Origin of the sequence: Halobaculum rarum (genome assembly GCF_040025155.1) — an archaeon.
GTDB classification, from domain to species: domain Archaea; phylum Halobacteriota; class Halobacteria; order Halobacteriales; family Haloferacaceae; genus Halobaculum; species Halobaculum rarum.
The window spans coordinates 1,294,043-1,308,102 of record NZ_CP157275.1 but is presented as its reverse complement, the minus strand read 5'-3'; the positions used below and the strand labels follow the sequence as shown (position 1 = coordinate 1,308,102).

At 69.8% G+C, this 14,060-nt stretch carries 15 protein-coding genes; 6 read left to right on the top strand and 9 right to left on the bottom strand.

The window, feature by feature from the left end:
• Window positions 1-8: 8 nt before the first annotated feature.
• Together ABJD39_RS06920 and ABJD39_RS06915 are read left to right on the top strand one after the other, a co-directional pair.
• Window positions 9-971: an ABC transporter ATP-binding protein gene (locus ABJD39_RS06920; protein WP_348613379.1), complete on the top strand. Its 963-nt coding sequence runs from the start codon at window positions 9-11 to the stop codon at window positions 969-971.
• Window positions 968-1,819: an ABC transporter permease subunit gene (locus ABJD39_RS06915; protein WP_348613377.1), complete on the top strand. Its 852-nt coding sequence runs from the start codon at window positions 968-970 to the stop codon at window positions 1,817-1,819. Before ABJD39_RS06920 ends, ABJD39_RS06915 begins: the two co-directional genes overlap by 4 nt.
• A gap of 444 nt (window positions 1,820-2,263) precedes the next feature.
• Here ABJD39_RS06915 and ligA read toward each other — a convergent pair whose 3' ends face one another.
• The gene (gene ligA, locus ABJD39_RS06910) at window positions 2,264-4,414 is read right to left on the bottom strand and encodes an NAD-dependent DNA ligase LigA (protein ID WP_348613375.1); all 2,151 of its coding nucleotides are present in this window, start codon (window positions 4,412-4,414) and stop codon (window positions 2,264-2,266) included.
• A gap of 61 nt (window positions 4,415-4,475) precedes the next feature.
• Entirely contained in the window at window positions 4,476-5,138 is a 663-nt protein-coding gene (gene serB / locus ABJD39_RS06905) for a phosphoserine phosphatase SerB (RefSeq protein WP_348613373.1), read from the bottom strand.
• 200 nt (window positions 5,139-5,338) lie between these two features.
• Between serB and serA the strand changes: the two genes are divergently transcribed.
• Window positions 5,339-6,937: a phosphoglycerate dehydrogenase gene (gene serA / locus ABJD39_RS06900; RefSeq protein WP_348613371.1), complete on the top strand. Its 1,599-nt coding sequence runs from the start codon at window positions 5,339-5,341 to the stop codon at window positions 6,935-6,937.
• Window positions 6,938-6,991: 54 nt separating this feature from the next.
• On the opposite strand, the gene ABJD39_RS06895 is transcribed toward serA, so the two are convergent.
• The 4 genes from ABJD39_RS06895 to ABJD39_RS06880 form a co-directional block, all read right to left on the bottom strand.
• Window positions 6,992-7,261 carry a hypothetical protein gene (locus ABJD39_RS06895; RefSeq protein ID WP_348613369.1) on the bottom strand — a complete coding sequence of 90 codons (270 nt, stop codon included), beginning with the start codon at window positions 7,259-7,261 and terminating at the stop codon, window positions 6,992-6,994.
• Between the two features lie 130 nt (window positions 7,262-7,391).
• Window positions 7,392-8,702 carry a threonine synthase gene (gene thrC / locus ABJD39_RS06890; RefSeq protein ID WP_348613367.1) on the bottom strand — a complete coding sequence of 437 codons (1,311 nt, stop codon included), beginning with the start codon at window positions 8,700-8,702 and terminating at the stop codon, window positions 7,392-7,394.
• Between the two features lie 246 nt (window positions 8,703-8,948).
• Entirely contained in the window at window positions 8,949-9,338 is a 390-nt protein-coding gene (locus tag ABJD39_RS06885; protein WP_348613365.1) for a helix-turn-helix domain-containing protein, read from the bottom strand.
• 130 nt (window positions 9,339-9,468) lie between these two features.
• On the bottom strand, window positions 9,469-9,711 hold the full coding sequence (locus ABJD39_RS06880; RefSeq protein ID WP_348613364.1) for a hypothetical protein: 243 nt from the start codon (window positions 9,709-9,711) through the stop codon (window positions 9,469-9,471).
• A 58-nt stretch (window positions 9,712-9,769) separates the two neighbouring features.
• On the opposite strand from ABJD39_RS06880, the gene ABJD39_RS06875 reads away from it, so the two are divergent.
• Window positions 9,770-10,168 carry a VOC family protein gene (locus tag ABJD39_RS06875; RefSeq protein WP_348613363.1) on the top strand — a complete coding sequence of 133 codons (399 nt, stop codon included), beginning with the start codon at window positions 9,770-9,772 and terminating at the stop codon, window positions 10,166-10,168.
• A gap of 32 nt (window positions 10,169-10,200) precedes the next feature.
• Here the strand turns inward: ABJD39_RS06875 and ABJD39_RS06870 are convergent, their stop codons facing one another.
• The gene (locus ABJD39_RS06870; protein WP_348613362.1) at window positions 10,201-10,914 is read right to left on the bottom strand and encodes a DUF5828 family protein; all 714 of its coding nucleotides are present in this window, start codon (window positions 10,912-10,914) and stop codon (window positions 10,201-10,203) included.
• Window positions 10,915-11,001: 87 nt separating this feature from the next.
• On the bottom strand, window positions 11,002-11,223 hold the full coding sequence (locus ABJD39_RS06865; protein WP_348613361.1) for a hypothetical protein: 222 nt from the start codon (window positions 11,221-11,223) through the stop codon (window positions 11,002-11,004).
• Window positions 11,224-11,335: 112 nt separating this feature from the next.
• Between ABJD39_RS06865 and ABJD39_RS06860 the strand changes: the two genes are divergently transcribed.
• Together ABJD39_RS06860 and ABJD39_RS06855 are read left to right on the top strand one after the other, a co-directional pair.
• Complete coding sequence (locus ABJD39_RS06860) at window positions 11,336-11,710, top strand: cupin domain-containing protein (protein WP_348613360.1); 375 nt, start codon at window positions 11,336-11,338, stop codon at window positions 11,708-11,710.
• A 2-nt stretch (window positions 11,711-11,712) separates the two neighbouring features.
• Entirely contained in the window at window positions 11,713-12,450 is a 738-nt protein-coding gene (locus ABJD39_RS06855) for a hypothetical protein (RefSeq protein ID WP_348613358.1), read from the top strand.
• Between the two features lie 14 nt (window positions 12,451-12,464).
• Here ABJD39_RS06855 and hemL read toward each other — a convergent pair whose 3' ends face one another.
• The gene (hemL, locus tag ABJD39_RS06850) at window positions 12,465-13,808 is read right to left on the bottom strand and encodes a glutamate-1-semialdehyde 2,1-aminomutase (RefSeq protein WP_348613356.1); all 1,344 of its coding nucleotides are present in this window, start codon (window positions 13,806-13,808) and stop codon (window positions 12,465-12,467) included.
• Window positions 13,809-14,060 lie beyond the last annotated feature (252 nt).

The window sequence follows — 14,060 nt, the reverse complement described above, 5'->3', positions numbered from 1 at the left end:
GGCGGTATATGGCCGCCATCGAGTTGGACGGCGTCACGAAGCGGTACGGCGACGTAACGGCCGTCCGCGACCTCGACCTCACGGTCGAGGAGGGCGAAGTGTTCGGCTTCCTCGGCCCCAACGGGGCGGGCAAGTCGACGACGATCAACATGCTGCTCGACTTCGTCCGCCCCACGAGCGGCAGCGTTCGGGTGCTCTCGCGGGACGCGCAGGCGGAGTCGGTGGCGGTGCGCCGCCGGACGGGTGTCCTCCCGGAGGGGTACGACGTGTACGAGCGGCTCACCGGCCGCCAGCACGTCGAGTTCGCCATGCGCTCCAAGGAACTCGACGGCGACGTGGACGCCGTGCTGGAGCGTGTCGGGATCGCCGACGCGGCCGACCGCCGCGCCGGCGGCTACTCCAAGGGGATGCGCCAGCGGCTCGTCCTCGGCATGGCGCTCGTCGGCGAGCCCGAGATCCTCATCCTCGACGAGCCCTCCTCGGGGCTGGACCCCGCCGGCGCCAAGGAGATGCGCGAGATCGTTCGCGACGAGGCGGAGCGGGGGGCGACGGTGTTCTTCTCCAGCCACGTCCTCGGTCAAGTGGAGTCGGTCTGTGACCGCGTCGGCATCATGCGGGAGGGCGAACTCGTCGCGGAGGACTCCATCGAGGGCCTCCGGGAGGCCGTCGGCGGCGAGGAGCAGCTCGTCGTCACCGTCGACGCCGCCAGCGAGGAGGACCTGGAGGGCGTTCGCGCGCTCGACGGGGTCTCCTCGGCGGCGACCGACGGCGGTACCGTCACCGTCTCGTGTGAGAGCGACGCGAAGACGAAGGTGATCGGCGCGCTGGAGGACGCCGGCGTCACGGTGAAGGACTTCTCGACGGAGGAAGCGAGCCTCGAGGACCTGTTCCTCACCTACGCGGAGGGCGACGGCGCGGGCGCCGGGACCGGCGGCGACGCCACTACCGCCGATACGGAGGTAGCCGAATGAGTCTGGAGGCCGTCGCGCGCAAGGACTTCCAGGACGCGGTGCGCTCGCGGTGGCTGCTGGGGCTGACGGCGTTCTTCGTCCTGCTCGTGTCGGTGGTCGTCTACCTCGTCCGTCCGGGCGAGGGCCAGACGCTCTCGACGAGCGCGCTGCTCGGGTCGGTGTTCATCCGGGACGCGCTCGTCACGACGCTCATCCCGCTCATCGCGCTGGTCGTCTCGTACAACGCGGTCGTCGGCGAGCGCGAGACGGGGTCGCTGAAGCTGCTGCTCGCGCTGCCGCACTCGCGGGCGGACGTGGTGTTCGGCAAGGTCGCCGGCCGCGCGGGCGCCATCGCGGTGCCGGTCTCGGTCGGGTTCCTACTGCCGGGGCTCGTGGCCGCGATCGGGCCGCTGTCGCTGCGGCCGTTCACGTTCCTCGGCTACATCCTGCTGACGCTGCTGCTGTCGGCGGCGTTCGTCGCCATCGCCGTCGGCTTCTCGGCGGCAGTGTCGTCGAATCGGCTCGCCATCGGCGGCGCCGTCGGGCTGTACTTCCTGTTCGTCCCGCTGTGGGGCGCCATCCAGTTCCCGCTGCGGCTGTACCTCGGCACGGGCGGCGGCCCGAGTTGGCTCCCGATCTCGGGGTCGTCGCTGCTGGAGGTCTTCCGGCTGGTGAACCCCACCGGGTCGTTCAAGATCGTCGCCGGCGAGTTCGTCAACGGCGTCCTGTTCGCCGCGGGGCAGGCTGGCACCGAGGCTGCCGGGCAGTACGCGACGCAGATGGAGATCGCGGCGTTCGCGATGCTCGGCGCGTGGCTGCTGGTGCCGCCGCTGCTGGGGCTGTGGCGGTTCGAGGGCGCCGATCTGTAAACTACTAATCAGCTGTCTGCTCCTTCGATTTCTCCGTTTCTTCGGTTCCCGGCGGCATCGGGGGTTCTGGCTCGACGACCGAGAAAGCCCCCGGCCGTCTCGACTCCCGCGACACGCGCTGCGCTCCTCGGCTCACTCCGTTCGCCTGCGGTGCTTCCGGTGTTGGGGTTCGCCGAGACGGCCGCCCCCTTTCAGTCCCACCCGCCACGACCGCACAGCGACCACAACCTCCCCAGCCGATTCACTCGTCGCTCACCCCGTTCGCTCCTCGCTCATCCCTCGCGCGCGTCCGGCGGGCACTACCCGGAACCTTCGGTCCCGTGAGTTCACACTCGCATCGCTCACGGCTCACTTCGTTCGCCGTTCGCTATCGCGGTCTCATTCCATTCGACCGCGCACCGCTCGCGTGAACGGAGGCCCGCCGGCACGCGCCACCGCGGGTGATCAGCCCTCGTCCTCGGGCGGCCACTCGATCCCGTGCTCCGCGAGGCGGTCGGCGAACCCCTCCTCGTCCAGTTCCTTCACGTCGTTCGCCTCGGCGTCCTCGCGCTTGCTCGTCCCCGGGTTCTCGCCGACGACGAGGTAGTCGGTGTTCCCCGAGACGGAGCCGGTGGCGTTCGCGCCGTGCGCCTCCACGAGCTCTTGCGCCTCGCTGCGCGCGGTCGAGAGCGACCCGGTGAACACGAACGTCAGGCCGTCGAGGGCGTCGCCCGTCTCGGTGTCGTCGGACTGTGGGTCGACGAACCGGAGGAGGTCGTCGATGACACGAGCGTTCTGCTCGGCCTCGAAGAAGTCGCGGACGGTTCGGGCGACCGTCTCGCCGATGTCGTCGACCGCCTGCAACTCCGCCTCGCTCGCGGTCCGGACGGCCTCGAAGGTGCCGAAGTGGCGCGCGAGGTTGCGGGCGGTCGCGGCTCCGACCTCGTGGATACCGAGCGCGGCGAGGAACTCCGCCAGCTCCGGCTCGGTGCTGGCCGCGACCTCGCGGATCAGGTTGTCCGCGCTCGTCTCGCCCCACCCCTCCAGCTCGGCCAGCTCCTCGCGGCGGTCGGGCAGGCGGTAGAGGTCGGGGAGCGTCTCGACGAGCCCCGCCTCCCGGAGCTGCTCGACGGACTCCTCGCCGAGCCCCTCGACGTCGAGCCCCCCACGGCTCGCGTAGTGGACGACCGCCTGCTCGGCCTGTGCGGGACACGCGAGCCCGTTCGGACAGAACGCGAGCGGCCCGTCGCGCTCCACCTCGGTCCCGCAGACCGGGCACTCGTCGGGGAACTCGTAGGGCGCCTCGCCGCGGGACTCGACGACCTCGGCGACCTGTGGGATCACGTCGCCGGCGCGCTTCACGCGCACCTCGTCGCCGACGGTCACCCCCAGCGACGCGATCTCGTCGGGGTTGTGCAGCGTCGCCCGCGACACCGTCACCCCGCCCACGTCCACCGGGTCGAGAAGCGCCACGGGCGTCAGGCGGCCGGTCCGACCGACCTGCACGACGATGTCCTCCACGGTCGTCACCTCGTGGCGCGCGGGGAACTTGTAGGCGAACGCCCAGCGATAGCTCCGGGACTTGGTCCCCAGTTTCTCGCAGGCGGCGCGGTCGTTCACCTTGATCACGACGCCGTCGATCTCGTAGTTCAGGTCCTCGCGCGCCTCGGCGAGACGGTCCCGGTAGTCGATCGCCGCCTCGATGTCGGCCGCGAGTTCGGCTCGGTCGTTCACGTGCAGGCCGAACGAGCGCAGCGCGTCGAGCTCCCCGAGGTTGGTGTCGGGGCGGGTCGGGGCGTTCGGATCGGCGTCGCCGTCCGGCTCCCACCCGAGCACGTCGTAGAAGAAACAGTCGAGGGGCCGGTCGGCGACGGCGTCGATGTCGAGCTGGCGGAGGGTGCCGGCGGCGGCGTTGCGGGGGTTCGCGAACGGCTCCTTCCCCGCCTCGACGCGCTCGCGGTTGTGTTCCTGAAAGGCGTCGCGGGGGATGAACACCTCCCCGCGCACGGCCAGCGTCTCGGGCGGGTCGCCCGCGAGGCGCTCCGGGACCGAGCGGATCGCCCGCACCTGTTCGGTCACGTCGTCGCCGACGCGGCCGTCGCCCCGCGTGGCCGCCTGCACGTAGCGGCCGTCCTCGTACACCACCTCGACGGAGAGGCCGTCGAACTTCGGTTCGCAGGAGTAGGTCACCTCGGCGCCCTCGCCCAGCGTACGGCGCACGCGCTCGTCGAACTCGCGCACGTCCTCAGCGTCGCCCGACTGGTCGATCGAGAGCATCGGCGCGGCGTGCTCCACCTCCCCGAGTTCGTCCAGAGTGCCGCCGCCGACGCGGCGCGTGGGAGAATCGGTGGTGTCGAGGTCGAAGGCCTCCTCCAGTTCCGCCAGGCGGGCGAACAGCGCGTCGTAGGTACGATCGGCGATCAGCGGATCGTTTCGGGCGTAGTAGCGGTGGTCGTGTTCGCGCAGCGCCGCGCGCAACAGGTCGGCCTCGGCCGCCGCCGCGTCGGCGTCGAGCCCCTCGACCGGCGCGAACTCGGTGTCCGGCTCAGTCAGATAGGGGTTGTCCGGGTCGGCGTAGCGGAGGTCGTCGTCGTCGACCTCGGCTGGCTGGCTCATTGACGGCAGTTGGCGGGGCGGGGGCTAAAATGGGACGACCGGCGCCGCCCCGGTGCTCACCTCACCGCTCGTTTTGCACGTCGGGGACGAGGACCCCCTCGTCCTCGAACAGGTCCGCCAACTCGTACATCGAGTTGACCACCACGTCGCAGGACGGCTCGACCGCGGGCTTGGGCTCGTAGCCGACCGCCAGCCCCGCCACCTCCAGCATCGGGAGGTCGTTGGCGCCGTCGCCGACCGCGACGGTCCGACTCATCGGGACGCCCTGCTCGTCGGCGACGCGCTCCAACTGCTCGTCCTTCGTCCCCTCGACGAGCGGCCCCTCGACCCCGCCGGTGAGGCGGCCGCCCTCGATCGGCAGGCGGTTGGCGACGATCTCGTCGACCTCCGCGCCGGCCTTCTCCAGCGCGGCGGCGACGCCGCGCTCGAAGCCGCCGGTGAAGATGGCGACGTAGTGGCCGCGCTCGCGCAGGCGCGCGATCACGTCCGCGGCGCCCTCCCGGAGTTCGACCTCGCCGTAGGCCGCCGCCGCGTCCTCCTCTTCGAGGTGTTCCAGCAGCGCAGCGCGCTTGCGCAGGCTCTCCGCGTAGCTGAGTTCGTCGTTCATCGCGCGCTCGGTGATGTCGGCCATCTCCTCGGCCACGCCGCACCGCTCGCCGAGCAGCACCGTCATCTCCGAGTCCGAGAGCGTCCCGTCGAAGTCGAACGCCACGAGTCGAGTCATGCGCGTCCATTGGAGAGCCGCGGCTTCAACTCCTGTGGTTCGCGCAGGTTCGCGACGACCCGCCTGTCGGATAAATATCCCATATACGTGGAGTTTCCACTCGAAATGAGGGGTAGTATATTCAGATGTGTGGATCACATCGCCGGGCGAGTTCCGCCGAGGTGGAAAGCCTTTACCTCGCGCCGAAACTCCGGTCGCGCATGAAGGTACTCGTCACGGACCCCATCGCGGACGCGGGGATCGAGACGCTCCGAGACGCCGGCCACGAGGTCGTCACGGGCTACGAACTCGAGGGGCAGGACCTCCTCGACGCCGTCGCGGACGCGAACGCCCTGATCGTCCGGTCCGGAACCGAAGTGACCGCCGAGGTGTTCGAGGCGGCATCCGAACTCGTCATCGTCGGGCGCGCCGGCATCGGCGTCGACAACATCGACATCGAGGCGGCGACCGACCACGGCGTCGTCGTCGCGAACGCTCCCGAGGGGAACGTCCGCGCGGCCGCCGAGCACACCGTCGCGATGACGTTCGCGGCCGCCCGCTCCATCCCGCAGGCGCACGGCCGCCTCAAGGACGGCGAGTGGGCCAAGGGCGACTACCTCGGGCGCGAGGTGAACAACAAGACGCTCGGCGTCGTCGGGCTCGGCCGCGTCGGCCAGGAGGTCGCCAAGCGGCTCGACTCGCTGGGCATGGATCTGGTCGTCTACGACCCGTACATCAACGAGGAACGCGCCGCGCAGTTCGGCGCCGAACTCGTCGACGACCTGACCGACTGCCTCGCCCGTTCGGACTTCGTCACGATCCACACGCCGCTGCTCCCCGAGACGGAGGGGATGATCGGCGCCGAGGAGTTGGAGGCGATGGGCGACGCCTACCTGATCAACTGCGCGCGCGGCGGCATCGTCGACGAGCCCGCGCTCGCCGAGGCCATCGAGAACGGTCCGGTCCCCGGCGCGGCGCTGGACGTGTTCGCCGAGGAGCCGCTTCCCGAGGACTCGCCGCTGCTCGACGTGGACGACGTGATCGTCACGCCCCACCTCGGCGCGAGCACGGAGGCCGCCCAGGAGAACGTCGCCGTCGACACCGCCAAGCAGGTGCTGGCGGCGTTCGCGGACGAGCCGGTCATCAACGCGCTCAACGCCCCCTCGGTGGACGAGTCGGCGTTCCCGCGCATCGAGCCGTACCTCGACGTGGCCGACACCGCCGGGCGGATCGCCGCCCAGCTGCTGGGCGAGCGCATCTCCGGCGTCGAGGTCCACTACGAGGGCGATATCGCCGGCGAGAAGGTCGACCTCGTCACCGCCAGCGCGCTGAAGGGGGTGTTCTCGCCGCTGGAGTACGAGGTGAACGCGGTCAACGCCCCGCAGCTCGCCGAGGACCGCGGCATCGAGGTGACCGAGAGCAAGACCCGTCAGGCCGAGGACTTCCAGAGCCTCGTCACGGTGACCGTGAAGGACGGCGACACCGAGCTGTCCGTCTGCGGCACCCTCTTCGCGGGCGACGACCCCCGTATCGTCCGCATCGACGGCTACCGCGTCGACGCGCGCCCGTACGGCCACATGCTCGTCGCGCGCAACCGCGACGAGCCGGGCGTTATCGGCCTCATCGGGACCGTGCTGGGCGACGCCGGCGTCAACATCGCCGGGATGTTCAACGCCCGCGAGACGATCGGCGGCGAGGCGCTGACGGTGTACAACCTCGACGAGCGCCTCCCCGACGACGCCGTCGATCGCCTGCTCTCGGACGACCGGATCATATCAGTGAACCGGATCGTTCTCGACGACGCGGAGAACGGTCGCTGAGACGGCTGTCGCGCCGTCGCCGACGCCGACGCTGCCCGCTCCGCCTTCTCCCGATCACGTTCTCCGTAGCCTGTCGAACAGCCGCGCGACTATCGACCGCTGTGCGTCGTTCCCCTCGGTCCCGTCGCTCTCGTGCGCGGCGTCGAGCAGCGTCTCGTAGTGGTCGACGATCCGCTCGCGCTCGCGTTGCTGCTCGGCCACGCGCTCGCGGAGTCGCTGGTTCTCCCGTCGCAGCTCCGTTACGACCATCGAACGCGGGCGCTCGCCGTCACGGGCGTCCTCGCTGACGCCGCTGCTGCCGCGGTCCGCACGCTCATCCCCCATGTCACACAGTACCGCGCGAACCCAGAAAAAGCTTCGTCGGACGGACAGGTGACGGGCGCCGTTCGCCGGCGCCGCGCCCTCACTCCGAACTTGCGCTCGTTTCGACTCCCCTTCGCCGCACCGTACTCCCTTACTCCGCGCCGATGTGCTTCAGCACCGCGTCTGTGGAGTTCGCCACGGGCTCGGGGTCGCCGCCGGCCTCGTAGGCGGCGTCGGGATCCTTCAGCAGGTGCCCGGTCGTGAGACAGACCACGTCCTCGTCGGCGTCGACAACGCCCTGCTCGCGGAGCTTCCGGAGGCCGGCGACCGAAGCCGCGGAGGCGGGTTCGACGCCGACACCTTCGTGAGCGAGGTCGCGCTGGGCCTCGGTGATCGCCTCGTCGTCGACGGCGACGGCGGTGCCGCCGGTCTCCCGGATCCCCGGCAGCGCCTTCGGGGCGTTCACCGGGTTGCCGATGCGGATGGCGGTCGCGATCGTCTCCACGGACTCCCAGCGGCGGACCTCGTCGGCGCCGTTCTCGATGGCCTCGACCATCGGCGCGGCGCCGGCGGCCTGCACGCCCGTCAGCTTCGGCACCTCGTCGGCGTCCATCGCGCCGGCGGCGACGAGTTCGCGGAACGCCTTGAACAGCGCGGAGGTGTTGCCCGCGTTGCCGACGGGGAGGACGATCCGGTCGGGGAAGCGACCGTAGTCGTCGCGGAACTCCTCGAGGATCTCGAAACCGATCGTCTTCTGTCCCTCCAGCCGGAAGGGATTCAGCGAGTTGAGGAGGTACACCTCGCCCTCGTTCGCGAGGTCCTGCACGATGTCGAGACAGGCGTCGAAGTTGCCGTCGACTTCGAGGATGCGCGCGCCGTGGAGGCTCGCCTGCGCGACCTTGCCGGCGGCGACCTTCCCCGCCGGGAGCAATACGAGCGTCTCCAGCCCCGCGCGGGCGCCGTAGGCCGCCAGCGCCGCGGAGGTGTTGCCAGTCGAGGCACACGCGAGGCGGTCGACGCCCAGCTCCTCGGCGACCCGGACGCCGACGGTCATCCCGCGGTCCTTGAACGAGCCCGTCGGGTTCATCCCCTCGTGTTTCACGCGGAGGCGGTTCACGCCCAGATCCTCGCGCAGGCGGGGGACCTCGTGCAGCGGCGTGTGGCCCTCGGGCAGCGAGTACCACGCTCCGCCGCCTCCGGCGGCTCCGTCCGAGGCGCTCCGCGCCTCGCTCTCCTCGAAGGGGAGACCGGCTGAATACCGCCAGACACCCTCGCCGGAGAAGTCGTCCCAGGTCGGCGGGTCGGCGTAGCGGACCTCGAGGAGGCCGTCGCAGTCGTCGCAGGTGAATCGGACGTCGTCGAACGGGGCGAACTGTCCGCCGCAGGCGATGCACTCCAGCCAGACGCCGTCGTCGGCGACGGACGGGGCGTCCTGTGTCGGCGCGTCCAGAGAGAGGCTCATGGGTAGGCGTCGACCTCGCGGGCTAAAAGTCGGCCGTTCGTGGCGGGTAGTGCCAGCGAGGCCGACCGGCGGGAGGCCTCGACAGACGGCGGAGCGGTCCTGTGCCGCTCCGCGCAAAAACGAGGTCGAGCGAGGCACGAACGAAGTGAGCCGTGAGCGAAGCGAGGCCTCGGAGACGCGAACAGGGGGCGTAAGCGACCCGTGAACGGAGCGAGACCGCGATGGGGTGCGGTCAACAGTCGCCGCTTACTCGTCGTCCGCGTCGCGCTGCTCGTCGAACGTCTCGATGACGCCGTGGACGGTCTCGGCCCACTCGTCGAGCGCCTCGTGGAGCAGTTCCTTCGCCTCGGGCAGCGGCGTCGCGGTGTACTGGTACACGTAGCCCCCGGGATCGAGCAGCCGCCGCTCGCGTTCCACCAGCCCCTTCTCCAGCAGCGTCGTGAGCGAGCGGTTCACGTTCGAGCGGTCGCGCTCCAGCACGCCGGCGAGCTCCTCGACGGTGCTCCCGGGATTGTCGAGCAGGTGGAGGTACGTCCGGCTCTCGTGCTTCTGGATACCGAAGACACACGCCATCACGTGGCCGAAGCTGGGGTCGTTCGTGTCGATGAGATCCTCCATGTCCGGCGCGTCGCTCATGTCGAGTCACCCGACGGCCGCGGCGCGAATAAACCCCGGCGGTCGCGGCGACACCGCGGGTCCGTCGGCCGCCGTCAGCGCGCTCGGTCGACGACCTCGGTCGCCGGTATCGACCCGCGCCGGCATCGCTTCAGTCGTCGTCCCCCTTCGCGTAGCCCATCTTCTCGATGCAGGTGAGCATCCCGGCCTCGTCGTCGTGTTTGTGCAGGCGCGTCGGCGTGTCGCAGTAGAACGTCTCGCCGTCGTGGCGGAGGGTGAGCGTCTGCTCGCTCCCGAACAGGTCCGCGGTAACGACGACGCGCCGCCCTCCCCGGATGGCGTCGATGATCTCCTCGGCGGTGAGTTCGCCGGCGTCGACCTCGAGCGGTGTCATGCCTGGGCATGGGAGAGGGGCCGTAATGGTTCTTGTCTCCCGCCCGCGTGTCTCTCTTGTGAACGTTCGCACCATCGATCACGTCAACCTCCGCATCCCCGCCGACGGGCTGGCGGACGCCCGCGCGTTCTACGGCGACGCGCTCGGGTTCGAACTGGAGGGTGTCGACCGTTTCGAGGCCGGCGACAAGCCGTTCTTCGACGTACGACTCGCCCCCGAGCACGTGATCCACCTGTGGCCGACTGACGCGTTCGACCCTCCCGAGGCGACGAACTACGACCACGTCGCGCTCGTCGTCGACGAGGGGATCGAGACGGTGACCGAGCACCTCGCCGACGCGGGAGTCGAGGTGGAACAGGAGCTCGCGAGTCCGCTCGGCGCGACCGGCGAGGCGCCCGCGGTGTACGTCCGCGACCCGTTCGGCTACCGCGTGGAACTGAAAGCGTCGGTCGAGTGAGCGCGCTCACAGGATCGGGCGACGGAGCGCCCTCAGTTGGTCGTCGGATTCGACTCCCCGTCGGTTCCGTCCTCGACCGTCTCGACGGGCGCCTCAGCGCCCTCCGCGGCCTCGGACGCCTCGACGACCTTCGGGGTGTCGACGTGCCAGCGGTCGATGTCGTCCTCGTACGACGACAGCCGGTCGGACACCGCGGACTTCAACTGGTCGTCGTTGACGTTCACCTCGAAGATGAACTCCGGGCCGCCCTCGCCGCGCGTGGACTTCTGGATGTTCGCGGAGACGAGCTCGTTGTCGAAGTAGTACGGCGCGATCTGGGTCATCACGCGCTGGTACACCGTGTTCTCGAGCTTCCGCACGGCCTTACGTCCAGCCGAGTCGGCCGCGCGCGCGACGTGGTCGATGGAGTCCTTCCACGAGTCGAGTGCGCCGCCGTTGTCGCCGTCCTCGACGCGATCATACGACTCGGAGAGTTTCTCACCGGCGGTCTGAAGGTCTTCCTCCGGGCTTTTCCCTTCTTGCTCGCCTTTCCCTTCGGCGACGCTCGCCTGATCGGCGGTCTTCTCGTTCACGTCCTCGCCGAGGCGCTCGTGGGCCTTGGGTCGCCACTCGTCCCACGCCGTGAACGCCTCAGGATACTCCTCGGAGGCATCCGCGTCCCGGAGCGCGTTGGTGATGCGTTCGCCGTGCTCGACTGCGTCCCCCCACTCTCCGCGCAGCTTGAAGCCGGAGATGCTCTCTTCCATGCGATTAGCAGCCGCGTACGTTCTGGAGCGGTATAAGGGTCCCCCTGTCGGCGCGCGTCCGTCGGCTCGCGCCGCCATCGGCCCGGCTCACCGCCGGCCGTACGTGAGCCGCGTTCCCATCTCGTCGAGCGCCGAGACGACGCCGGTGAGCCACGCGCTCGGCGACGTCCGCCGAAGCTCGTCGTCGTCGAGCTCGATCCGTTCGTCGCCGAAGGGGTCGCGGTCGGCGACGCCCTCGCCGTCCTCGGTCGCGTCCACGACGGTCGTCATCGAACACCGACCGCACGCCTCGCGATCACCGGATCCCATGATAATTGATCACAACGTCGTGCACGACGCTGATAAATCCTCGGCTCCGGCGGCGTCCGCGGCGCCGCCGTCGGACGACGGGCTTTTCATCCCCGTGAGCCTCCCGCGAGGTATGGGTTACCACGTCATCGATCCCGACGGACTGGCGGCCGTTCCCGACCGGCCGTGCGAGCTTCGCCGCGTGAGCGAGGCGGCGGGATTCGAGCGGATGGCCGCCAACTGGTTCCGCGCGGAGCCCGGCGAGGACGTCCCCCTGGCGTATCACTACCACGACGATCAAGAGGAGCTGTTCTACGTGATCGCGGGGACGCTCCACGTCGAAACGCCCGAGGAGACGTTCGAGGTTCCGGAGGGATCGCTGTTCGCCGTCGAGCCGGACAGCCCCCAGCGTGCGCACAACCCCGCCGACGCCGACGATCCGGTGACGCTGTTGGCGGTCGGCGCGCCCGCGGTCGACGACGTCCACCCGTACGAATCGGAGGTGTGAGTATGGGTGGGGACGGCGAGGAAGACGGGACGCCCCGTATCGAGCCCGACGGATCCGGCGGCGGCGTCGACCCGGAGACGGCCAACGACGCGGCCGTCGCCGAGGGCGAGGAGCTGCGGACGGACGAGCAGGGGCGGATCCTCGACGGCGCCGCCTACGATGACGTCCCCACGTGGGACGACACGTACCTCGACCGCGTGAGCGACCGGCTCATGTTCAACTACGACCTCGAACGCGACTACCGCGTTCGCGGGGAACGCTTCGATCTCTACGGACTGATGCGGATCGAGTCGCAAAAGCAGTTCTTCCACCCGTCGCTCGGTTACGCGGACCACCACAGCGACGAACACCTGTTCGCCAGGCGCCAGTCGTCGGTGACGGTCGACGAACTGAAGCGGATCGTCCAGCTGGGCCACGCCCTCGCCGACGAGCGCGTCGAGGGCGACGAGGAACACTACGGGACGGACCTCTCGTTCGTCGTCATCGTTCCGGAACTCACCGATGAGGTGCGGGAGTTCGTCGTCGACTTCCGCGAGCGACAGCTCCTGAAGTACGGCTACTTCGGCCACTACGAGATCAACCTCGGCGTCGTCGCGCCCGAGCGCGAGGCGGCGGTCGCGAGCCGCGAGGCCGACGTGGTGTCGGCGTTCGCCCTGTGGGACGAGGTCCCCGAGCGCCGCTCTCAGCGCGGGTACATCACGCGGCTGGTCGGGACGGTCCGCGAGAAGCTGCTCGGGTGAGGCGCTCCCGCGCCTTACAGCGCGTCCTTGTACGCTTCCAGCGTCTCCTCGATGTCCTCCTCGGTGTGGGCGTACGAGACGAACTGCGACTCGAACTGATTGGCGGTGAGCCAGACCCCCCGGTCTTTCATCTCCTGCCAGAACACGCGCTCCCAGCGCTCGGTGGCGGCCGCCGCGGTGTCGGCGCCGGTCTTCGGGCAGATCTCGTAGCGCGGGCACGACTCGCGTTGGCGACAGCCGCCCCCGCAGTGATTCTCGAACGTCTCTGGCGCATCGCGGGTGAACACCGTCTTGAACATCGAGTCGCTGCCGACGACGGTGTACTCGGGTGCTTGGTCCTCGCAGATGTCTTGGATCCCGGACCGGAGCTGATCCCCGAGGTCGTTCACGTGGTCGTACACGTCGTTTTCGGCGGCGTAGCGGAGGTACTCGTGCCCGGCGGCCATCGTGACCGGGTGGCCCGAGAAGGTCCCCGACTGGAACACCTCCCCGCTGGGCGTGAAGTGCTCGAGTATCTCCGCGGGGCCGCCGATCGCGCCGACCGGGAAGCCGCCGCCGATGATCTTCCCGAAGGTGGTGAGGTCGGGCGTGACGCCGAATTTCCCTTGGGCACATTGGAGGCCGCCGACGCGGAAGCCGGTGATCACCTCGTCGAAGACCAACAGCGAGCCGTGGTCGTCACAGAGGTCCCGAAGCGTCCTGTGGTAGCCGTCGACGGGCATGACGATGCCGTAGTTCGCGAGGATCGGCTCGGTCAGCACCGCCGCGATCTCGTCGCCGCGCTCCTCGAAGACCTCGCGGATCGCCGCCTCGTCGTTGAACGGGACGGCGATCGTGTGCTCGGCGAACTCGTCGGGGATCCCCGGCGAGGAGGGGTGGGTGTGGTACGGGTCGTCGCCGGCCTCGACGAGCGTCGACTCCTGGGCGCCGTGGTAGCCGCCCTGCATGACGACGATCTTGTCGCGGCCGGTGTACCCCCGCGCGAGGCGAACGGCCGAGACAGTCGCCTCCGTTCCGGAGTTGACGAACCGGAGCATCTCGACGCTGGGGACGTGGCGCGCGACGAACTCGGCGTGGTCGATCTCGATCTCCGTCGGCCCGCCGTACATCGGCCCCTGGCTGGCGTGGCGCTGGATCGCCGACTGCACCTGGTCGGGGGCGTCGTGGCCGTATAACAGCGGGCCGTACCCCATCACGTAGTCGAGGTAGCGGTTCCCGTCGGCGTCGATCACGTGCGCGCCGTCACCGCGTTCGATCACGAACGGGTACGGTCGCGTCGCGCGGACCGAGGAGTTCACTCCGCCGGCGAGCACCGAGAGCGCGCGGTCGTACAGCTCCCGCGAGCGGTCGTGGTTCATATGCCGCCCTTCGAGTGTGACCCCGAAAGTAGTTACTGGGTCGCGGCGGGCGCCGCCGCTATCGGCGTCGTGTGTTCGACAGGATCGGGTGACGACCCGCGACGGGCTGGCGGACCGTCGCGGGCGTGGCCGGACGCGTCACCCGGCAGGCGGCTGCGGCGGCCGCGGGGGCGGTGACACGGAACGTGGCACGGTGGCGGGCGCGAGGAGGTGAGCACCAGTACCAGTGGGGTCCTCCGTCGCGTGCCCCCG